Origin of the sequence: Pyxidicoccus sp. MSG2 (assembly GCF_026626705.1) — a bacterium.
Taxonomy (GTDB): Bacteria; Myxococcota; Myxococcia; order Myxococcales; family Myxococcaceae; genus Myxococcus.
In genome coordinates this window covers 11,285,998-11,308,488 of the sequence record NZ_JAPNKC010000001.1, presented here as the reverse complement: position 1 = coordinate 11,308,488, position 22,491 = coordinate 11,285,998, and the positions used below count along the sequence as shown (strand labels likewise).

At 68.8% G+C, this 22,491-nt stretch carries 13 protein-coding genes; 5 read left to right on the top strand and 8 right to left on the bottom strand.

The window, feature by feature from the left end; all coding sequences use genetic code 11:
• Positions 1–16: 16 nt before the first annotated feature.
• The gene (locus tag OV427_RS43735; RefSeq protein WP_267862170.1) at positions 17–817 is read left to right on the top strand and encodes a type II secretion system F family protein; all 801 of its coding nucleotides are present in this window, start codon (positions 17–19) and stop codon (positions 815–817) included.
• Positions 818–1,004: 187 nt separating this feature from the next.
• On the opposite strand, the gene OV427_RS43730 is transcribed toward OV427_RS43735, so the two are convergent.
• Positions 1,005–2,042: a hypothetical protein gene (locus OV427_RS43730; protein WP_267862169.1), complete on the bottom strand. Its 1,038-nt coding sequence runs from the start codon at positions 2,040–2,042 to the stop codon at positions 1,005–1,007.
• Between the two features lie 736 nt (positions 2,043–2,778).
• On the opposite strand from OV427_RS43730, the gene OV427_RS50655 reads away from it, so the two are divergent.
• Together OV427_RS50655 and OV427_RS43715 are read left to right on the top strand one after the other, a co-directional pair.
• On the top strand, positions 2,779–6,039 hold the full coding sequence (locus tag OV427_RS50655; protein WP_324290032.1) for a di-heme oxidoredictase family protein: 3,261 nt from the start codon (positions 2,779–2,781) through the stop codon (positions 6,037–6,039).
• Between the two features lie 220 nt (positions 6,040–6,259).
• Positions 6,260–7,876 (top strand): hypothetical protein, encoded by a 1,617-nt coding sequence (locus OV427_RS43715; protein WP_267862168.1) that lies wholly within the window; start codon positions 6,260–6,262, stop codon positions 7,874–7,876.
• A gap of 57 nt (positions 7,877–7,933) precedes the next feature.
• On the opposite strand, the gene OV427_RS43710 is transcribed toward OV427_RS43715, so the two are convergent.
• The 5 genes from OV427_RS43710 to OV427_RS43690 form a co-directional block, all read right to left on the bottom strand.
• Positions 7,934–8,338: a sigma-54-dependent transcriptional regulator gene (locus OV427_RS43710; protein WP_267862167.1), complete on the bottom strand. Its 405-nt coding sequence runs from the start codon at positions 8,336–8,338 to the stop codon at positions 7,934–7,936.
• Positions 8,338–11,406, bottom strand: coding sequence for an ATP-binding protein (locus tag OV427_RS43705; protein WP_267862166.1), 3,069 nt, complete (start codon positions 11,404–11,406; stop codon positions 8,338–8,340). Before OV427_RS43705 ends, OV427_RS43710 begins: the two co-directional genes overlap by 1 nt.
• Before the next feature lie 228 nt (positions 11,407–11,634).
• Entirely contained in the window at positions 11,635–13,908 is a 2,274-nt protein-coding gene (locus OV427_RS43700; RefSeq protein WP_267862165.1) for a discoidin domain-containing protein, read from the bottom strand.
• 92 nt (positions 13,909–14,000) lie between these two features.
• Positions 14,001–15,482: an MXAN_6640 family putative metalloprotease gene (locus OV427_RS43695; protein ID WP_267862164.1), complete on the bottom strand. Its 1,482-nt coding sequence runs from the start codon at positions 15,480–15,482 to the stop codon at positions 14,001–14,003.
• Complete coding sequence (locus OV427_RS43690; RefSeq protein WP_267862163.1) at positions 15,479–16,294, bottom strand: HmuY family protein; 816 nt, start codon at positions 16,292–16,294, stop codon at positions 15,479–15,481. Before OV427_RS43690 ends, OV427_RS43695 begins: the two co-directional genes overlap by 4 nt.
• Positions 16,295–16,874: 580 nt before the next feature.
• Between OV427_RS43690 and OV427_RS43685 the strand changes: the two genes are divergently transcribed.
• Positions 16,875–17,537, top strand: a complete 663-nt coding sequence (locus OV427_RS43685) for a VOC family protein (protein ID WP_267862162.1) — start codon at positions 16,875–16,877, stop codon at positions 17,535–17,537.
• 45 nt (positions 17,538–17,582) lie between these two features.
• On the opposite strand, the gene OV427_RS43680 is transcribed toward OV427_RS43685, so the two are convergent.
• Positions 17,583–18,725, bottom strand: coding sequence for a hypothetical protein (locus OV427_RS43680; protein ID WP_267862161.1), 1,143 nt, complete (start codon positions 18,723–18,725; stop codon positions 17,583–17,585).
• Positions 18,726–18,795: 70 nt separating this feature from the next.
• The gene (locus OV427_RS43675; RefSeq protein ID WP_267862160.1) at positions 18,796–19,347 is read right to left on the bottom strand and encodes an RNA polymerase sigma factor; all 552 of its coding nucleotides are present in this window, start codon (positions 19,345–19,347) and stop codon (positions 18,796–18,798) included.
• A gap of 349 nt (positions 19,348–19,696) precedes the next feature.
• Between OV427_RS43675 and OV427_RS43670 the strand changes: the two genes are divergently transcribed.
• Positions 19,697–22,390: an alkaline phosphatase D family protein gene (locus OV427_RS43670; protein WP_267862159.1), complete on the top strand. Its 2,694-nt coding sequence runs from the start codon at positions 19,697–19,699 to the stop codon at positions 22,388–22,390.
• Positions 22,391–22,491: the final 101 nt, after the last annotated feature.

Genomic DNA, 22,491 nt, shown 5'->3' with positions numbered 1-22,491 from the left:
CGAAGCGGCATGGCCGATGCGCAGACTCGCTGTGCTGTGCCGCGGGGGACTCCCGCTGCTCGAGGCCGTTGAGCTGACGGCGGCCGAACTGCAGTCCCCAGCGATGCGTGAGGCCCATCAGCGCCTGCTCGCCGGAGCGCCCGTCGCCGACTGCTTCGCGCAGCTCCCCGCCACGCTCCGGCCCTTCGTGCGGCAGGGAGAGCGGACCGGGGGGCTGCTCGATGCGCTCGACGAAGTCTGCCAATGGTGGGCCCTCGCGGCAGACTCCCGGCTGCCTCTCCTCTACCTGGGCCGTGCGCTGGAGTCCCTCGGCGTGCGCTCCGCGTTCGCGGAAGGCCGTGAGGTCTTCGAGTGCCACCCGGAGTGGAGGGAGATCGCCTGGCACGTCGGACAGGGAAAGCCGCTCGGCGAGGCGGTCCGGGAGCGCTCGCGCGTCCTGCCTCGGCCACTCGATAGCGTCATCGCCCGCGCGGAGGCATCCCAGGTCCTGCCGCGAACCCTCCAGGCGATCGGCCGTGGCGCTCTCCAGGGGCTCGTCGCCTACGAGCCGTCACGAGAAGCGCCGTCCATTCCGAGACAGAGCCTCTTCTCGATGGCACTGATGCTCATCGCCGGGGCGCCCCTCGAGGCGGCAATCCAGGCCGCTGGGGCTCCGCTTGCATCCGGCTCTCTGGAGGAGGACGGCCTGGCAGGCCTGATGTCACGACACTCCGAGGTCTTCCCACCGTCGGTGATCGCGCTGATCCGGCGAGCGGAGTACGCCGGAGACCTCGCGAGGACTCTCGAGTTCATCGCTCAGGAAGTCATGGGCCGGTAAGTGCCCCCTCCTCAGCCAGTGGTTCAGGGAGTCGGCGTGCCACTCGGCGGGCAGCGCCGCCAGCACATTCGACGGGACGGCCGGGTGCTTCTGGCGCTCCAGGTCCGTCTGCATCCGCGCGTCACCCACCACGAAGCCGTTGGCGATGAGCGTGTGCTCCTGGGTGCCCACGTCCAGCAGCTCTGCGCTACTTCTTCGGCGAGGATGGCGCCTTCGCCGGTGTCCCGGGCTTCGTGGAGGACAGAGGCCCGAAGGTGCTCTGGCAGATCCACGGCAGCTCTGACTTGCCCGGTGGAATGACGCACAGGACCTCCTGCGCTGTGGCCTCCTTGCCGAGGCGCCCCAGCAGGAGTTCGCACCCGGTGGGGCCGCCCTTGCAGGTGAAGCGCTGGCAGCGCGCCGCCGTGCCCGACACGGTGCAATCGATCTCCCCCGCGGGCTCCACGGTTCCCTGGCCACCCATGGTGGAGATGAGCTGGCGCGAACTGACAGCGCCCTTCTGGGGGTCGAGCAGCATGAAGCCGCTGCCGTCCTTGCACGAGTAGGCCACCGTGCCCGGCAGGTCACGCCGGTTGCACTTGCGTCGCGGATCGTCGAAGCGCGCCGGAGGGCGGGGCACGCCCTGCTCGACCTGTAGGAAGGAGTTGAGCTGCTCGAGTGGCACGGTCAGCACCAGCAGGCCCAGGTTCCGGCAGCGCTCCACGCCGTCGGGGACGCTCGCGGGTGCGGCGCAGTCGGTCATCGCGCTGCCGCCGTCGGTGATGCGGCCGAAGCTCTGCCCGATGTACTCGCGCCCCTCCCACGTGTACCGGTAGCGCGTGGTCAGCACCTCCGTCTCGCGGAAGCGCTCCTTCTGCATCGTCCCCTCGACCTTCACGTTGCTGCCGGGAATCTCGGAGATGAGGTCTCGCAGCGCGACCAGGCCCGCGGGCAGGTCGTCCTTCTTCTTCGGTCGGTTGAAGGACGCGAAGACCAGGTCGCCGCACCAGACGTCCAGCCGGCCCTCCTGCGCCTTGCAGTCGGTGAACACGGCGGCGAGCTCCTCGGGGGCCGCCACCGCGCCCGGATCCAGCTCCGGAAAGGTGGTGGCGGGGCGCTGTCCGCCGAAGCCGTTCGTCGCGCCGCTGGGGTCGGAGGAGCGCGTCGAATCACCTCCCGGCGCGGGCGAGGTACAGGCCAGGGCGCAGAGCGCCAACAGCCCCATCCACCCAGGAAGACTCTTCAAGATGTCGCGCTCCAATGCAGGGCTTCCATGAGGTGTCATCTCACTTGAACTGGCTGGTGCCTTCTGCCGTGTCGTCTTCGAGCACCTTCTGCACGGTGTCCTCGACCTGCTGACCGTCCGCGGCGGTGACGCGCGGGCTGAAGGCGCCCTCGCCCCTGTATCCAAAGTATAGGACGGATGGGGGGCCCTTTCGAGGGCGGCGGGGAGTACGCAGGCGGGCGCAGTCGGCTTCGCGGGCATGTGCGACGGCCTCCACGAGAGCTCGCGCCCTGCACGAAGCGCTCGAAGACGACGTCCAGGGCCATGGCTCTTCCTCCCGCCATTCCTCCCTGAAAGATGCTCTCGCTGACCTCGCCCAGCGCCGCTGCTCTCAGCGCCCCCTACCCCTCCTGCCTCCTCCCCTCCCGCCAGGGAGCCTCCTCCATCACCTTGAAAGGGGTGAGCTTCAGGCCCCCTGGATGTGGATGGTGACGCGAATCGAGGGGGCGACGCGCCGCGCCTTTACATCCCTGACCCAAAAGATAGTTTGTTCTGACGGCGAACAAAGTGTTCAGCTGGCTGGGGCTGCTCCAGTTCTTCACCACCGCCCCGGGCACTTTCTACTTTCGTCAGTAGCGCAGGCGCTCACATGAACTCGACACTCTTCAGATTCTGCCTCGTCCTGTGTGCGGTCCTGGCGTGCGATCCGGCCGAGCAGCGGCAGCCGCCAGTGACGTCAGTGGCGTCAGCGACACCAGTGATCGACAGCGCGCTCACCCAGGCGGGTACCGCGGGCGTGACGTTGAGCTACCAGATCACCGCCACCCACTCGCCGACGGCCTACGGCGCGAGCAACCTGCCGGCCGGGCTGAACGTGAACCCGACGAGCGGGCTGATCTCGGGCGCGCCCGCCGGTGCGGGCACCACCCGCACGACGATCAGCGCCACCAACGGCAGCGGCACCGACTCGAAGACGCTGGTCTTCACCATCGCTGAAGCCGGGGCCCCGCCGTCCATCACCAGCCCGCTCACCCAGAGCGGAACGGTGGGCACTGCGTTGAGCTACTTCATCACCGCCAGCAACGCTCCCGGCAGCTACGCCGCGACCGGTCTTCCTCCCGGCCTCGGCGTCAACCCGGCTTCGGGAGAAATCTCTGGCACGCCCACCGCCGCCGGCACCACCAGCGTGGTCATCAGCGCCACCAATGGCAGCGGCACCGGCTCGAAGACGCTGGTCTTCACCATCAACCCGCTGGGAACCAACCTCGCTATCGGCAAGGTGTATTCGGCGTCCAACGCCCAGAACGCCACCAACACGCCCAACAAGGCGTGCGACGGAAACCTCGGCACTCGCTGGGAGAGCACCCCCACCGACCCCGGCTGGCTCTGGGTCGATCTGCTCCAGAGCTACACGATCTCCACCGTCGTCTTGCGCTGGGAGACGGCCTACGGAAGGGACTACAAGATCCAGCTCTCGAACGACCTGACCACGTGGACCGACGTGGTCACGGTCACCGGAGGCAGCGGAGGAGTCGCCACGCACGCCGTCTCGGGCTCCGGCCGCTACGTACGCATGTATGGCACCGCACGCGGCACCTCGGGTGGCTACTCGTTGTGGGAGTTCGAAGTCTATGGAAGTACCGGGCCGACCACTCCGGCGGTGCCTTCAGGGCTGGTCGCGACCGCCGACAGCGAGAGCCAGCTCACCGTCTCCTGGAACGCGGTGCCGGGAGCGACCGGGTACGACCTGCAGCGTGACGGAGTGACTGTCACCAGCGTGACCTCGCCCCATGCGCACGCCGGACTGACGGCCGGCTCTACCCACACCTACGCGGTGCGCGCCACCAACGCCGCCGGCGCCAGCGCCTTCAGCGCGACCGTGACGGCGACGACGCACGCCACGCCTACCGTGCCGGCGGTGCCTTCAGGCCTGGTCGCGACCGCCGCCAGCGAGAGCCAGCTCACCATCTCGTGGAACGCGGTGCCGGGAGCGACGGGGTACGACCTGCAGCGTGACGGAGTGACTGTCACCAGCGTGACCTCGCCCCACGCGCACTCCGGCCTGGCGGCCAGCTCTACCCACACCTACGCGGTGCGCGCCACCAACGCCGCTGGCGCCAGCGCCTTCAGCGCGACCGTGACGGCGACGACCCTGGCCGCGGGCAGCGGGCCGGTGCCGTTGTTCGACGCCACCACCGTGCTCGAGCCGGCGATGGTCCAGGACACGCCGACCGCCTTGATCACCCGGTTCGGGGACCGGGCGCGCGACCGCCACGCCCGCGAAGCGGAGTTCCACATCTACGACCACTACCTCACGTTCTACTGGGAGCAGCGCACCGCGAAGATCGAGATCGTCGACAAGGTCGCGAAGGGTGGAACCGAGATCGAGTTCAACATCAACCCCGAATGGCCGCTCGAGGCGCCGGAGTTCCGGGCCATCTTCCGCGGCATCACCACCAAGGCCGAGTACCACCTGAACCTGAGCGCGACCCGGCTCGACCCGCTGCACTACCGCGCCACCATCAGCCACAACCCCAAAGAGAACCGGGCGCTGCGGATTGGAGATCGCGTCGAGATCGAAGTCAGCCAGTTTCTCCAGGCTCCGACCAACGGCCGCGCGAACTACTACGGCACCACGGTGCTGTATGTCGTTGGCTCGGGCGGCCTCGTGCCCTGGTACGGCCAGGGGCCGGTGCTGCCGTCGGGCGCACAAGACTCGTTTCCCCTGCCGCAGTCTGCGTGGATGGGCGGCCGCGCCACGCTGCCGTACCAGTACTCCAACGAACCCCTGCACCGGTTCAAGCAGATCGCAGGGCACATGTCGGAGAACAGCGTGCAGCCGTTCATGCTCGGCCGCCGCCTGCACCACACCGACTTTGGCGACGGCTCGCACGAAGAGCCCGGCAACCCGGTCTTCACCGCGCAGGCCGGCAAGCTCGGCCCTGCCTTCGTCGCGCGAAGCTGCGTGGCCTGTCACGTGAACAACGGCCGGGCGCTCCCGCCCGCCGTCGGTGCGCCGATGCTCGCGTCCGTCGTTCGGGTCGGCGGTGACGCGACCGGGGCCTCGCACCCGAACCTCGGCCGCTACCTGCAACCGCAGGTCACCTCGGGCGTGGCCGAGGGCGGCGCGTCCATCAGCAGCTACACCACCACGAACGGCACCTACGGCGACGGCACCCCCTATTCCCTGCGGAAGCCGAGCTACACGTTCACCGGTGTGGTGCCCTCGTTCTACTCGGTGCGGCTCACTCCGCAGCTCGTCGGGCTCGGGTTGCTCGAGGCGGTGCGCGAAGACGCGGTGGCCGCGCTCGCCGACCCCAACGACGCGAACGGCGACGGCATCTCTGGCCGCATGCAGGTGGTGATCGACCCTCAGACTGGCGCCCAGCGCCTCGGTCGGCTCGGCTACAAGGCGGGTCAGGCGCGCGTGACCCATCAGCTCGCGAGCGCACTGGTCAACGACATGGGAGTCACGACGTCGATCTTCCCGAACGTCGACCGGGGCTCGTCACAGTCGGACCCGGGGCCGAGCACCGAGCTGTCCGACTCCGACCTGGCCCTGCTGTACCGCTACATCGCGACGCTCGGTGTCGCCGCGCGCCGGGACCTCACCGACCCGGAGGCCTTGCGGGGCGAGACGCTGTTCACCTCGGCGGGCTGCGCGCAGTGCCATGCACCGACGATGACCACGAGCCCCTATCACCCGCTCGCCGAGCTGCGGGGGCAGACCATCCACCCGTACACCGACCTGCTGCTGCACGACATGGGCCCCGGCCTGGCCGACAACCTGGCCGAGTGGACCGCGTCGGGCGCCGAGTGGCGCACGTCGCCGCTGTGGAGCATCGGGCTCACCGCCGGCGTGAGCGGAGGCGAGGCCTATCTGCACGATGGCCGCGCCCGCAGCTTGAGCGAGGCCATTCTCTGGCATGGCGGCGAGGCCGAGGGCTCGAAGGAGGCGTTCCGCACCATGACCAGCGCGGACCGTGCGGCGCTGCTCGAGTTCCTTCAGTCGCTCTGATGGTCGCGTCGAGCGCCCGGGCTCCCGGATGGGAGGACCGGCCGCCCTGCTGCTTCGCCGGGGTGGGTTGCATCCGGCGGTGACGGTGAGGCACCTCCACCGCCCGTCGCTATTTTCGAGAAAATCCCGTAAGAGCTGTTGATTTCATCGAATTTCAACAGCCACGCCACTGCGACTGCTGCGCAGTGTCATGCAGCCACGGGCTGCAAGCGGGAGACGTATGCGCAAGCTGTCCATGACGGGCGTCGTGCTGTGCGGAGCGCTGGTGTCAGGGTGCCTGGGAGAAGAGTGGGAGCAGCCCGCCCACGAACAGCCCGGCGGCACCGGCACCGAGGCGTCCGTCGCGTCCACCCGTCAGGCGGTCATCTCCCCGGCGCTCGAGGCGTCGCTCGCGTGCGTCGAGACGTATGCCAACGCGGGGACCTGCGACTGGGCTCACTGGAGCGAGCTGTGGGAGGCGTGCGCGACCTACGAGCACGCGGAGCTCGAGGACGGCTTCTTCCTCGATGAGGTGCAGTCAGGCAACTGCACGGCGGCCAACTGGCCCGCGCTGCGCGAGCAGCTCATCACCCCGCGCCCACCGCTCGTCCGCGTGCGCGTGAGCTGCAATGGCATCTCCCAGGTGATTCAGGAGGCCGAGTCCAACGGCTGCTACACGCTCGCGCAGGCCGCTGGCGCCTCCTGGGTCGACGTTCCGATCGGCAAGGCCGTGACGCTCCATGCCGGTGTGGGCTGTACCGGGGCCTCGGTCACCGTGCAGACCGACACGAACCTCTGTGGGACCTCGTTCGGGAACGGCACCAACGCGAACGACAACGTGCGCTCGTTCCGGATTCAGGACGTCGGGGCGCCGCCATCGGAGCACCGCTACGACTGCGCCGCCGGGGAGTTGACGTGCGTCGAGAACGACAACATCGAACTGGGCGCCATCAACCGGAAGCATACCGTCAAGGTCGTCCGCGTCACCCTCGCGGGCAGGACCACGCCCTCGATGGACTCCATCGTGAGCAGGGTCCACGAGATGTACGACGACTTCTTCGCCGTCGCGTCTCACAACCAGGTGGGCCTGGCGAGCGTCGCTTCGCAGACCGTGGCCGTGACGGCGGGCAGCAACTGCGAAGCGGCGAAGAAACTGGCCGTCCAGCAAGCCAAATCGAGCGCGTTCCTGACCGTGTATTCGATGCCCAGCGGGCTGTGTCCCACCTCGAGAGCCGGTGAGCGCAGCATCTACCTCAATGGCAACCTGCTCCGGGACTACACCCACGAGACCGGGCACGTCCTCGGCCTCGCGCACGGCAACGCGGGAGCCCCGTTGTCCGACGAGTTCGTCCCCTACGGCGACTCGAGCACGTACATGGGCAAGTTCTCGTCGGATAACTACAACCTCCCGCAGCTCCACTGGCTGGGGTGGACGAAGAAGGAGGAGCTCATCAAGGTCAACTCGGCCATCGACAACGGTGGATACATCGACGTCACCCTCCGTCCGGTGGGAAGCAATGCCGAGGTCGCCAGCAGCCTCCCGCTGGGCGCGGTCTGGGAGATTCCCAATACCGAGCCCAAACAGCGGCTGTTCATCGCCGTACCGAAGCCGAGCCTCAACGCCACGAACCAGATTGAGGGCGGCACGGTCATCGTGTACCTCGCCCCCAAGTGCGAGGGTTGCACAGGCATGAACATGGGTACGTGGACGATGGCGCGGTTCAGCGCCAGATCCGTCAATGAGCACGCAGCCAGCGGCCTCTTCATCAAGCCGGTGGGCTACACGAGCAGCTTCGTCCAGGTCGACGGACAGAGCGTCGAGGTGTTCACCTCCGTCACGGTGCGCATCAGGCGGTAGAGGCCGGCGCCGCGCGGCTCCCGAAAGAATCGGGGGCCCGCGCGTGCCCCGCTCGCCTCAGTCGGCCTCGATGGCCCTGCGCACGAGGCTCAGCAGGTCATCCATGTCGAAGGGCTTGGAGATGTAGTCGTACGCGCCCTCGAGCCTGCAGCGGAGCGCGGTTTCAGCGGAAGCGTAGCCCGTGGCGATGATGACCTGCAGGTCTGGACGGAGCCGCTTCAGCCGCACCAGCGTCTCCACGCCATCCATGCCGGGCATCCTCAGGTCTGAAATCACCAGGTCGAAGTGCCGGGCCTCCACCATGGCCAACGCCGAGGCGCCGCGGTCCGCGGTGCTCACGTCGTAGCCCTCGAGCGAGAGAATCGTCGCCAGCGCGTCGCGGATGTCCTCCTCGTCGTCGACCACCAGGATGTGCTCGCGCGCGCCACCCACGGGTGGCGGCGGCTCTGGGACGCCGATCATCAGGGCTCCCCCCCTGCCTTTGCCGGTATCCAGAGGCGAACCCCGGTTCCGTGGCCCTCCTCGCTCTCGACCTGGACGGCGCCTCCCTGGCTGTCGATGAACCGGCGTGCGAGCGCCAGGCCCAGCCCCATGCCCTGCCCCGGTGGCTTCGTCGTGAAGAAGGGGTCGAAGACGTGCGGCAGCACGTGCGCGGGAATGCCGGGTCCGCTGTCGCGCACCGTCAACTCCACTCCGTTCCTGCCGCCTCGCTCGAGAGCGCGCACCTCGACCTGGACCGTCGCCCCCGGCGCGCTCACCTCCAGCGCGTTGGTCACCACGTTGCCCAAGGCAGACTCCACCTCCGCCGCATTCACGTGGACCCAGGGGGCGCCGGACGGGGGAAGCACCGTCTCCAGGCGGACGTCGCGCCGCCGGGCCTCGGGGCGAAGGGTGTCGAGCACCCGGTCCACCAACACCTCCGTCTGGAACGACTCGCGCGCGGCGGCCACCTGGCGCGAGAACTCCAGCAGGGCCTTCAGCACCTGAGAGCAGCGCTGTGACTGCCGCTCGATGGCGTGCAGCGCCCGGTGCAGGCCCGCCGGGTCCGTCGAGTGCCTGCAGAGCATCTGCGCGTTCATCCGGATGACGGCGAGCGGGTTGTTCAGCTCGTGGGAGAGCCCCGACACCAGGGTGCCGACCGCGGCGCGCCGGGCGCTCTCGACGACCTGTTCCTGCGTATCGCGCAGCTCCAGATAGACCTGGTGGAGCCGTACGGCGGCGCGCACCCGCGCCCTCAGCTCCGAGGGACTGAAAGGCTTGCCCAGGTAGTCGTCCGCACCTGCGTCCAGGCCCCCGACCACATCCTCGCGATGCGTCTTGGCCGTCAGCAGGATGATGGGCACGTCCCGGTACCGCGCGTCCGCCTTGAGCCGGGCCGTCAGCTCGATGCCGTCCACCTCCGGCATCATGAGGTCCGACACGACGACGTCCGGCCTGTGCCGCTGCACCGCCTCCCACGCCTCGCGGCCGTTCTCCACCAGCTCCAGCTCGTACTCATCGGCCAGCAGCTCCGCCAGGTACGCCCGCATGCCCGCGTTGTCGTCGGCGACGAGCAGGCGCGGAGCCGGATGCGCGGGTCGCCGGGGCACGACCTGGGGCACCGCCGGAACGGCGAACCGCGAAAAGGCGCCCTCCCGGGGCGAGACAGTCGCCGTGCTGCATGCCTCTGCCGGGACGTGGGCCACCACCCCGGCCCGCGGCAGCCTCACGGTGAAGCACGCGCCAGCGCCAGGCTCGCTCCGCACGGCGACGTGGCCCCCCATCAGCTCCGCGAGCTCCTTCACGATGGCCAGGCCCATGCCCGTGCCCTCGTGCTTGCGTGTGGCGGAGCCGTCGAGCTGCTGGAAGCGCTGGAAGATGAGCTCCCGCTTGTCCTGGGGAATCCCCGGCCCGGTGTCGCGGACCGCCAGCTCCAGGTCGTCCTCCGCCCGCCGCAGGGACACCGTCACCCGTCCCCCGGAGGGCGTGAACTTGAGGGCGTTGCCCAGGAGGTTGACGACGATCTTCTCGAACTTGCGCCCGTCCAGCATCAGCGTGCCGAGCCCGGAGGCCGCCTCGAAGCCCAGGTCGAGCCCCCGCACGCTCGCCGCGGGCCGGGCGTCCTCCACGATGCCCGCCACGCAGGCCGCCACGTCCAGAGGCTGCCGGTCGACCGGCATCCGACCGGCCTCCACCTTCTGGTGATCCAGGATGTCGTCGACCAGTTGGAAGAGCCGCACGGCGTTGCCGTGGATGCGCTCGAGGTCCGCGCGGACGTGCTCCGTCAGCTCGCTGGCGCGGGAGGTGAGCAGCGAGCCCAGGGGACCCAGGATGAGGGTCAGCGGCGTGCGCAGCTCATGGCTCATCACGGTGAGGAATTCGCTCTTGGCGCGCGCGGCGTTCTCGGCGGCCTCTTTCGCCTTCTCCAGCTCCAGCTCCAGCCGCTTGCGCGCGGTGATGTCCACGTAGATGCCCAGCAGGCCCGTGACGTTCCCGGACTCGTCCCGGATGGGGACCTTGCTGGTCAGCAGCGTGCGCTGCGAGCCGTCCGCGCGGAGCACCGGCTCCTCGATGTCATGGAACGACCGGCCCTGTTCCATCACCTCCCGGTCGATCTTGACGAAGAACTCCGCCTCTTCCGGCTTGCTCCACACGTCGAAGTCCGTCTTGCCGACGAGGTTCTCCAGGCTGCCAACGCCGGTGTCATGGATGAAGTTCTGGTTGCCGCCCAGGAAGCGCCCCTGACGGTCCTTCCAGAAGACGGCGTGGGGCACGTTGGCGATGACGTACCGGAGCACCGACTGCTGGTGGCGGAGGACGTGGATGGCCCGCTCCCGCTCGGTGACGTCGGTGGCCACGCCAATGACGCGGTCCACCTGCCCGCTGGCATCACGGACGGGCGTGTAGTGCACGTCGAACCACGTCTCGCGCACCTGCCCCGCCACCGACACCTCCTCGCCCCCCAACGCCCGCCGGGCGCTGTCGATGACCCAGTCGACGTCCCGGTAGAGCTCGAACAGGGAGGTGCCGACGAATTGCCCGGACGGCACCCCGAGGCCCTCGTGCCCCTTTCCCTCGGCATGGGTGAGGACGCCCCGCCTGTCGAACGAGAACAGGAGCACGGGGGCGTGGCTCAGCACCAGTTGGAGCCACTTGCGCGACTCCTCGCACGACACCTCCGCCTGGGGCTCGTGCCCCTGGTGGGTGGCACGCAGGAAGAGCCAACCCTGGCCGCGCCGCGGATGAAGCCGCAGTTCGAGCTTCTGCCCGGGGGCGCCCACGCAGAGGGTGAGCGTCGCCGGTGTTCCCCTGGACCAGGCGTGGGCCGCCTCGTCGGAGAGCGAGGCCAGCGCACGGCCGAGCAACTGGGCCCGGGGAGCATGGAGGAGCCGCTCGGCGGCCGGATTCACCGCCTGGATGTGGCCGGTGGCATCCACCGCGATGAAGCCCTCCTCCAGTGTCTCCGCCAGCTCCAGTGCGGACAGGCCCTCCAGACCGCGTTCCCGGGCAGGAGGATCCGACGGGGACTCATCAAGGGGGTGCGGCTCCATTGCACGGTGCCTCGAGGGACGTAGCCACAAGGTACGCATGTGGCCGGGTGGGAGCCACGCAGTGCTCGGCCCGCCACCCCATGCGTGGGACGCGGGCAGAGCACCCAGGCGTGCTCGGGACTGGATGGCCCCTCCGGCGGTAGCCGAGCCAGCCCTGCCTCGGCCTGCCCGCCTCGTCCGGGCTTGGGCGTCTTGACGACGGACGGGTGCCGTTCCAGTCGCGAGCCGCTACCGGTAGAAGCGGGCGTCACAGATGCTGGAGGAACTGGTGAGGCCCGGGAACGTCCCCGACGCGTAGAACCGGATGTAGCGCGCCGTCAGCCCGCCACCGGAGCGCTGGCTGTAGTCCCTGACCAGCTGCGGATTGGACGTGTACGTCAGCGAGCCGCTGTCCTGCATGTTCCAACTGGTTCCATTGAGGCTCGTGCCCATGTACCAGCCCGGCGGATTGGTGCCGAAGAGGACCTCCATCCGCTTGACGAGGTGCTGCTGTCCCAGGTCGATGTACACCGACTGCTCGTTGCCGTTGCTCGTCGACCAGCAGGAGCCGGTGTTGCTGTCCGTCACGGTGTGGGCGGCGATGGCGTTGATGGTGGCGTTGTTGGACGTCGCGGGAATCCGTGTCTCGACCTGCGGGTCGACGAAGAAGGGCGCGGTGACGCCGACGCGGCCCGTGTCGTTGCGGTCCACGACCTTGATGATGACGTTCGAGTTGCCGAAGCCGCCCGTGTAGAAGTTCCAGTAGCGGGACGTCGTCGGGACGATTTCCTCGCCCACCTTGGTCCAGGTCGCTCCGTTGTTGCGCGAGGCGTAGTAGTCCACCGTCAGCGGTGTCGGGTGGGACCAGGAGATGCTGACGTTGACGCCGTCGTGCGGCGGGGTCGGCAGGTAGGGCTGGTCGACGGTGATGCCATTCGCGACGGTCAGCTGCGCCACGTTGGAGATGACCTTCGGCTGATAGGGGTCCACCACCCGCCAGTAACTGCTCGTCGGCAGGATGGCGGGGTCCAGGGGGTAGTAATAGTTGTTGGGGAGGGTCGCGACGGTCTGCCAGTCATTGAAGGTCGGGCCACGGACCGAGCGCTGGAGCAGGAGCGAGTCGCCGCCTCCGCTGATGAACAGCATGGGCACGGTCTGCCGGTTGGGGATGACGGGCTGCTCGAAGGAGATGGTGGGTTTGGCGATGGGGTTGGTGACCCAGATGGGCGCCATGACGACCTCGGCGCCGAGCCAGTTCTGGGTGAGCGTGACGACGTAGATGGGCGCGTAGGGCGTGAGCGAGAAGGCCTCGCGCAGGTCGACGAGGGCTGGATTGCTGTAGGGGATTTCCTTGACGGGTTCGTCGGGCTCGTAGGGGTTCCAGACCTGGAGCTTCGTCCACTCGTTGCCGCCGCCGCCGGAGCCGTCCTTCGTGGTGCCCCACACGGTGAAGTCGAGCCGCCGCTCGGCGGAGCCGCGGGTGAACTCGGCGCCCATGGCGCGGCCGTTGACGGTGAAGAACCCGGAGGCGGCGGGCAGGGCCGTACTGAACGTCCAGCGGTTGCGCAGCGCCGTCAGGAAGTTGGCGAAATTCCACGGCGTGCCGGGTGGGAGCACGACGCCGGCCCGGCCCTGGGCCACGTCGTTGCCGGTGGTCTTCTCGCGAGGGACGCCGGGCTCGTTGATGAACGGCCTCACGAAGGAGCCGTCCGGGTTGTGGTCGAGGAACTCGTAGGCCAGCTGTTCGCGGGTGGTGGCGTGCGCGTCCGAGTCGGAGATGGGGGAGACGCGGAAGCCCCGACGCAGGATTTCGAAGTACGTGGGGAGCCCGTTGAACTCGACGAGCTCGATGGCGTTGCGCACGTTCTGGCGGCGGTCCGGCTCGGTGGGCAGGGTGAACCAGACTTCAGGGCTCGGGTGGTTCAACGACACGTGGGTGCTGAGCAGTGGGTCGTCCGAGTAGTTGTTGAGGATTTCGTGGTGCCACTGCCAGGCGGAGTCCGAGTTCAGGTGGACGTGCCGGTTGAAGCTGTTGAAGTGGTAGTCGTGGGAGGAGCCCTTCCCGTCGGTGTCGGGGCCGACGTAGCTCTCCAGGCCGGTGGTGATGAGGAGCTGGGGCTGGCCATTGGCGTCCAACTCCGGGCTCAGCTCGGAGATGGGGTCGTTCTCGTCATAGTCCTCCCACGACGTGGTGTGGTTGCTGGTCCCGAAGAAGTCATAGCCGTGGCGGAAGGCGTTCAGGAGCACCTCGCTGCGGCGAATCTGCGGGGTGAAGTCCAGCGTCGCGTTCTCGTTCTTCGAATGGCCTCGGGGGTGGGTGTGCAGGTCTCCGAGGAAGACCTGCCATCCGCCTCCTCCCAGCTCCTGTGCAATTCGATTGCGGTACTGGGTCTCGCGGACGGCGGGGACCGGATGACGGTCAGCGGCAACGACGTTCGTGATGTCGTCATCCGCGAAGGCCGGGCTCGACGCCAGTGCGGCCGCCAACATCACCCAGCAACTGCGACTTTCACGTCTGGACATGGGGGTTCCTCCAACAAGGCCCGGCCTGGAGGGGACACACAGGCGGGGCGTTCCATGGAGGAACTACGGACAGATGCGCGAATGCTGGTTGTTCACGGTCTTCGTTTTCCACGGGCCAGCCATGCGCCGAGGAGCACCAGCCAGGCCCAGGTCGGCCCGCCGGGCGCGGCCCCACAGCCGCCGCCCTCTTCGGACGACGGGCCCCCATCGGGACCCGGCTGCACCGCGACACAGGGTGCACCGGAGGCTTCGCCGGTGATGCACAAGCGGCCATAGCGCCCCAGTCCCTCCACCCGGCCGTCCACCACCGCGACCACCACCTGCGCCGCGTCCTCGGCGTCGACCTTCGCGGACAGGACTCCGAGCCCGTCCGCCCGGGAGACCCGGAGCACGGCGTCGGCCGTCACCGCCGCCACCAGCAGGTGGGCTCCGCCGGGAGGCTCGCCCGCCTCGGGCTCGAAGACCGCGGACACCGTCCGCGCGCCTCCCGCCACCTCGAAATAGCGCGTCGACGCGGCCGCCACCCGCACGGACGGCTCGTCCATGGGCAGCGTCCTGTCGGAGACGCTCAACGCCGCATAGCCCCCACCGCGCGCATAACCAGGGACCTGCCCCGCCCTCGCGCCGGTGGAGAGGTTCCACAGGGCGAACTCGGCGAAGGCGGTGTCGAAGTCCGCCCCCCAGTCGCGGCGCAGGGACGTGTCCACCAGCACCGGCCAGCGGACGTCCGGCGTCCGGACGCTCTCCTCCCACAGCGAGCGGAGGACTCCGTCCCCGAAGCGCTCGCCGAGGAACTGGAAGTAGAGGCCGGCTCCGTAGCTGAAGGACACCGCGGGCCCCTCCGGGTCCAGCACGAGGCTGCGGTCCGGGCGCGCCAGGTACGAAACGGTGAAGTGCTCCAGGTCATCCAGGGCGGGCTCGAAGCGCTCGCTCGCCCAGACCGCGGTGCCCTCCGACGCCACACTGCCCAGATCCGGGTGATAGGCGGCCTGCACGGCATGGAAGAACTCGTGGCTCGCCAGCACGGCCACCGCCTCCTCGTACGAGTCGTAGCCGTAGCCCGCGAAGTCGTTCTCCTCGAGCATGTGCCCGGTGCACTGCGTGGACTCGCCCACGCAGCCGTCCAGCCGGAAGGCCCCGTCCGCTCGCCCCGCGAAGTCCACCAGGTAGACGTCGAAGCGGCCATCGCCGCCGGCGTCCTCGCCCACCCAGGCGTCATCCGGCGGCCGCAGGAAGCCCAGCCCGGCGTAGAAGTCCGCGACCCGGTCATAGGCGCGGGCGACGGTGTCCACCGCGTCCGGGACGCCATTGCCATCCACGTCCGCGGCCGGCACGGCGTTGGGCCCCGAGCGGGAGAAGTGAATCCGGAAGCTCCCCTCCGGCGACACGACCGACTCCACCGGCTCGCCAGCGGCGAAGCGCGGCGGTGTCGCCGAGGGAGAGGTAGGGCGTGCCCCCGCCAGCAGCCCCGTCCGCCACTCCACGAACGGCTCATGCCGCTCATGGGGTCCGCGCGGAGCCTGGACCGGGCCACATCCGGAAAGCAGCAGCAGGAGCAGCGCCCGGAGCCTCATGGCAGGAAGGCCCACCTGACGCGAAGCTGCCCGGAGCCACTCGGCTGGGGCACGCTGCCCGTCTCGTTGCAGACCTGCTGCGGTGTCGGGTCGTAGTAGCCCGTGACCTCCAGCTTCACGTGCCGGCCATCCGCCAGGCGGATGACGAAGACGTCCCCGGTCATCTGCACGCAGGAGGTGTACGTCCAGAAGGTGCTCAACCTCATGAGGGGCCCGTTGAGCCCCGAGTCGTCAGGGCTGAACGTGCAGGCCGGGTCGTACCAGGCCTCCGTCTTGAACTCCCAGGTGGAGGCCACGGCCGTCACCGACTCGAACGTGGTGCCTTCCGGTGTGGTCGCCACCGAGACACAGGACGGACCGGACGTGCCGCTGTTCACGCGGATGTAGTAGCGACGGAAGGCGATGTCCCAGTCCGTCCGCGCCAGCGCCGCCTGGTCATCCACCGAGACCTGGGCCAGGCCCTGCGGCGTGAAGCGGGCATAGGTATAGGACATGGTCGGCGTGAGGCCGCCCGCGCGCGCGTCGATGTACGTGCGGAACTCGCCCTGCGCCGCCTGCTCCTCACGCACCTCGCCCGTGGACACGGTGGTGAGCAGGGTGAGCTTGTCGATGCTCTGGTCCTTGCACGACACCTCGTTCAGACACTGCGTGCCTGCATCGGTCCCCGCGTCCGCCACGCCGGCATCCGGCACCGGGTCATCGTCAGACGAGTCGCAGTTCACCATCAACATCAGCGCCACCACCACGGCGGCAAGCACCCAGAGGCCCTGCTGTCCGGAGTGCCTCGTCATCGTCTCTTCATGCGTTCTCATTCGCTGGCCCTTCCTCCCGGTTGCACTGCGAACCCCCGAGCCCGCTGTCGGCGCAGGCCCGGCCATCGGTTTCGCGGCGGCACGCTACTTGAGAACGATTCGCATATTCAATATCGAGGATGGCGAAATATCACGGCGAGAGCGACTCCTGGGCGCAGCGGCCATCACCGGTGGAGCCGGACTGGAGCAGGCGCTGGCCACGCCCTCCCGCTCCGGAGGAGCGTGGCGGCTGCCGCACGACGCCTACGGCTGTCTGGCCGTGCCCGAAGCCGCGCTTGCCACCGACGCAGCGAGCGCCCTCTCACGGAGTGCCCACGGGATTCCGACGGACCTGCACCGCGCATGCTTTCAAGCGTTGCGCACTAGCCGTTTCCTCCGTGCAGACCCAACGTTGGACCTGGGTGCGACACACCCCGCGCCGAGCGGCGACGCATCGCGAGCAGGAGCGCTCTCATGGCCTCTGAATCCATGCGAGGGGCCGAGCCCTTCTCGGCAGTGAGGACCCGCCTCCCCAGTGGGCCTGCGCGCGCCTCCATCACGTCGTCACCCCTCCCCCCGCAGTCACCCCCAGGAGACAGCCATGAGTGCCACCGCCGTCGGTAGTTCCAGCACCCCCCGTATCGCGAGCGTCGGAAGCGTCGACCTGAAGCTCGAGGCGGTCGTCATTCCGGTCTCGGACTTCGAGCGCGCGAAGCAGTTCTATACGGGGCTCGGGTGGCGGCTCGACGCGGACTTCAGCAAGGGCAATGCCCGCGTGCTCCAGATCACCCCTCCGGGTTCCCCGTGCTCGTTCCAGTTCGGCACGAACCTCACGTCGGCCGCGCCCGGCTCGGCCCAGAACCTGTACCTGGTCGTCTCCGACATCGAGGCCGCGCGCAACGAGCTGGTGGGGCGCGGCGTCCAGGTGAGTGAGGTGTTCCACTTCTCCAAAGGCCCGGGGCCCTTCGGCGACAGGGTCCGTGGCCCCGCGCCTGAACACCAGAGCTATTCCTCGTTCGCGTCGTTCAGTGACCCGGACGGAAACACCTGGCTCTTGCAGGAGGTCACGGCCCGGCTCCCCGGGCGGGTGGACCGCTCCCAGATGTCGTTCAGCTCCGCAAGGGACCTGGCGAGCGCGCTCCGGCGTGCAGCGGCCGCCCACGGCGAGCACGAGAAGCGCATCGGCAAGGCCGACGAGAACTGGCCCGACTGGTACGCGCGGTACATGACGGCGGAGGAGTCCGGAGAGGGACTGCCGTCGTAAGCGGTTGCGACGGAGGTATCGGCGCGGGTCCCCGCCCCATGCCCGCTACAGCAAGCCGTCGAGCCAGGTCAGCTGCGCGTCGAGCGTCTCCGCGATGACGCGCGGCTGGTCCGATGCGCTCGGCTCGGTGTACGGGTTGCCAATCTCCTTGTGCTTCCAGCTCACCCAGGTCTGCTTGTACCAGCCCCAGTCCAGGTGGGTGCCCGTCGAGGGAGGCGTGGTGCCCGCGTACCCCGAGAAGGCGCGAATGCCGGTGGCCGGCGCCACCTCCTGGCCCCCCACCACCTGGTACAGGTGCAGCCGCTGGCGACGGGGGAACTGGGCGGACAGGTCCGTGGCCCAGGCTCCGTAGAACGTGCCCCAGGGGCGCACGGGGTTGTTGATCTTGGTGTCGAACGTGCCCAGCTCGCCCTGGCTGTTCCTGCACACGCCATCGAGCGACGACACATAGATGTCGATGCCATCCAGCCCCGTGTTGGCGCGGAGCGCCTGGGCGATGCGCATCACCAGACACCCGCCGCGGGAGCTGCCCGCGAGGTAGATGGCCCGCGTCTCGGGCTGGACCTGGGCTTCGAGCCAGCGGACGAACCCATTGACGATTCGCTGCTTCGTGTCGCTGTCGAACAGGTGGTCGAAGTTGTTGTCGTTGACCACGGACAGCTGCGTCTTCCCCGGGGGAAACCAGCCCAGGGCATTCAGCTTCATGGCCAGGGAGCGCCCATCCAGGAGCACATTGGGGCAGGAGACGTCGCCGCAGGATGCGTCCCAGTCGGAGGACTGGCCCGTCACACCACTGGAGTGGCCGCTGCTCGAGATCTTCTGCCCGGCGGACATGAGGACGATGGCCTCGCGAACGCTCGGAGCCTCCACCTGGGCGATGCGGATGGGGTGGAGCGTGCCGTCGGAGGCGCCCGCCGCACGGAACTGCTCGAAGCCCGGCGCCGCCTGGTAGTTGCCGGAGGCGTCCTTGTAGACGACGCGCCGCGACACCACCGTCCGGCTGCTCCCGTTGGGATAGGACAGCGCCTGGGGCTGTGAGTCCAGGGCCACCGCGGGCTCCACGGGCAACGCCTCTGGCTCTGGTGGAGCACAGCCGGCAAGTGCGCCACCCAGCACCAGGGCCAGACCCGCCCAGAGGTTGGCACGACGAGGGAAGCCAGCGACTTGCAGCGGGATGGAGCTCGACATGTCCCCTACCCTGCCTCAGGCCCGCGCCACTCGACAAGCGCGCGCCGCCCCATCGCGGACAAACCCAAGGTCAGGAGGACGGCTTCGGCCCATCTCGCCGCAGGGTGGCGAGGGGAAGCAGCCGCTCGAATAACTCGTCGCGGGCCCGGCTCAGGTGGTTCGCCACGGTCCCCGAGGGCAGCTTCAGCCGCGAGCTGATCTCCGCATAGGAGAGCCCCTGTGCGCGCAGCTCGTAGACGGCGCGAAGCTTCGGCTTGATGAACGCGAGGGCCTCCAGGACGTCCTCGGGCTCGATGTACCGCCAGAGCTCGTCCTGGTCCCGCGGCGCCTCGGAGTCCAGCTCGGACAGGAGCACCCAGGCGACGTTCCCGCACTTTCTCGCTTCGGCATCCCGGTGTCGGAGCTGGCTGATGGAGCCATTCACGACGGCGGTCACCATGAAGGCCCGCCACGCCTCCGCGCCCTGACAGTGGATGAGCCGGACCCACGCCTCCTTCAGCGCGTGCTGCACCACGTCCTTGGCATCGGCTTCGTTGCCCAGGATGTTCGCCGCGCGCCTGCGAAGGAGCCGCAGGTGGTCGGCAACGAGCTCGTTGAACTGCTTGTCGTTTTCGTCACGCATGGTCGCGCGCTCAGCTACCCGCGCTTCTCCCGTCTCCGGTTCGCACTCCGAGTCAGTCCTGGCCAGAGAACGCCACCGGTTGGTTTTCTTATGAAAATGGACACGAACCCGGCACATCGGACAGGGACCGGATGGGACGATGATTCCCTACCTGCCCTGAAGGGAGGGGTCGCCCGGACTCGATCAGGGGGCTGGAGGCCGTGGCCGGAGCCTCCCCCCGGAGAGGAAGATCTTCGCCGGCCTTCGTTGTGAGTGGACCCACACCTCATTCAAGGGCCGACCCATGCACACGTCGACGAGCTCCCACCCCCCTGTTCCCATCCGCGCGGTCCGAAGAGGCCGCCTGCGCGTGGCGGCCCTGCTGTCCCTGTACGCCGGAGGAATCCTCATTCCTGGCGTGGCGCCCGCGGGCATCGTCTGTCCGCCGCAGGCCCGCTACCAGTCCACCCTGCTCACGCCAACCACCGGAGGAGGCACCAACGTGGCGGGGGACCGGTTCGGAGGCGCCGTCGCGTGGGGGGACTTCAACCACGACGGATACCAGGACCTCGCGGTCGGCGCCCCCGACGACGAGGTGGGCACGGCGCGCTCCGGGGCGGTGTTCGTGTTCCCGGGCTCGTCCACGGGCCTGGGGACGGGCACCGTGCTCACGCAGTCCCTGGGCGGCGGGAGCAACGAGGCGGGAGACCGGTTCGGCTTCTCGCTGGCCACCGGAGACTTCAACTGCGACGGCTATGCCGACCTGGCGGTGGGCGCCCCCCTGGAGGACCGGGGCGACACCAACGACGGCGTCGTCTACGTCTTCCTCGGCTCGGCGGCCGGGCTGCACTGGGGCACCTACAAGGACCAGGAGGCCCTCGGCGGCGTGATGCAGGCGAACGACCAGCTCGGCTACGCGCTGGCGGTGGGAGACTTCAACCACGACAACTGTGCTGACCTGGCCGCATCCGCTCCCAACGAGGACGGCGCGGGCATGGTCTTCCTCCTCCGAGGCTCCACCTCCGGACTCCAAGCGTGGTCCATCAAGGGCCAGCCGCAGGGCGGTGGAAGCAACACGGACGGGGACCGCTTCGGCCACGCGCTGGCGGCGGGGGACTTCAACGGCGACGGGTACGACGACCTCTTCATCGGCACGCCGTACGAAGACCTGGGAGATGCCACCGACAGCGGCGCGGTGTTCCTCTTCAAGGGGAGCGGCACCGGACTCACCACGGGGAGCTGGTTCTCGCAGACGCAGGGCGGCGGAACTGATGAATCGGGGGACCACTTCGGCGCCGCGCTGACGATGGGCGACTTCAACAAGGACCAGAAGGCCGACCTCGTCGTGGGCGCACCCGATGAGGCCCCCGGAGGATTTCCTCGCGGCGGTAGCATCTTCGTCTTCCCCGGCACGGCGGGCAGCCTCACGGGCTACTGGCGCTCGCAGGAGAACAGCGGTGGCGACCCGGTCGAGCTGTCGGATGGCTTCGGCAGGGCGCTGGCGGCCGGAGACGTGGACGCCGATGGCTATGACGACCTCGTCGTGGGTGCCCCCAACGAGTCGCCCACGGGCAGCGTCAACTCCGGGGCTGTCTTCCTCTACGCGGGGACGCCGGGAAATCTGCAGACGGGCCGCCGCCTGACGCAGCAGGAGCTGGGGTCGGCCAACGAGCCCGGGGACGCGTTCGGCGCCGCGCTCGCCATCGGTGACTCCAATGCGGATGGCCGGGGCGACGTGGCGGTGGGCGTGCCCGGCGAGGCGCCCTACTCGGACCCCGCGTCGGGCATGGTCGGCGTGTACCGGGGGCTCGTGCCGGGGCTGGCCCTGGGGCCGGTGCTGGCATCGGTGACGGACAGCTCGGTGAAGGTCTGGGCACGCGGCCATTCCGCGCGCACCCTCCGGGTGCAGTACAAGCCGGCGTCGAGCAACATCTGGCTCACCAGCGCCGAGGCCGTCTTCGACGTGAACAAGGACTTCACCGCCGTGGTGACGCTCACCGGGCTCGCGGCGAACACGGCCTATGACTACCGGCCGGTGGTGGACTGCGAGGTGGACTCGCAGTCCCAGGCCACGGTGGGGACGCTGAGGACGCCGGGCACGGCGGGCACCTTCCGCTTCGCCTTCGGCGCGGACATCTCCGCCGGCTGGATCTACGAGCCGGACCCGGCGAAGCACGCCCAGGTGGAGATCTTCGACAAGCTCGCCGCGAAGAACTCCGACTTCACGCTGTTCATCGGCGACCTGGTGTACGCGGACGCGGGCACGGTGGCCTCGACGTACCCGCAGTACCTGGCGAAGTACCGGCAGAACTGGGCGCAGTCCTCGCTCCGCTCCCTGATGCGGCAGAGCCCCATGTTCATGATGTGGGATGACCACGAAATCCAGAACGACTGGGACAACGGCAAGACGGGCAAGTACGTCCCGGCGCGCGCCGCGTATGAGGCCTACGTCGCCAGCCAGGCGCCGACGCCGCGGACGGCCGGCGAGCTGTACTACGCGTTCCGGGTAGGACAGGCGGACTTCTACGTGCTCGACACGCGCAGCTTCCGGACCCAGAACACGCCCACCAACGACGTGGGCGAGACGATGCTCGGGGCGACGCAGAAGGCGGACCTGAAGGCGTGGCTCTCCGCCTCGACGGCGAAGTTCAAGTTCCTGGTGTCCTCCGTGCCGTGGAACGACTTCGGCACGACGGGCAGCGACGCGTGGGGAGGCTTCAAGGCCGAGCGTGCCGAGATCTTCAACTACATCAAGAACAACGACATCCGTGGGGTGGTGCTGCTGTCGGGAGACCAGCACTGGTCGGGCGCGTTCAAGCTGAATGACATCGCGCCGTACAACCTCTACGAGTTCATGCCCACCCCGGTGGCCACGCACCGCCGCGTGGCACCCACCACGTCGGACGCGCAGGTGCTCTTCCTGTACGACACAACGCCCGTGTACGGCGTCTTCGACGTGAATACGTCCGTGAGCCCGGCCACGCTGACCGTGCGGTACTACGACTCCAACGACGTGGTGCGCTACGGCCCGGTGACGCTCACGGAGAACAGCATCTCCCCATGAGGGGGCGGTAGCATTCCGGTACCGCCCGCGGTCCTCGGTCGCGCGCTCTTCTCATCCGAGGGCTCAATGGGCCACCCGGGAGGCTTCCGACGTCTCATGGA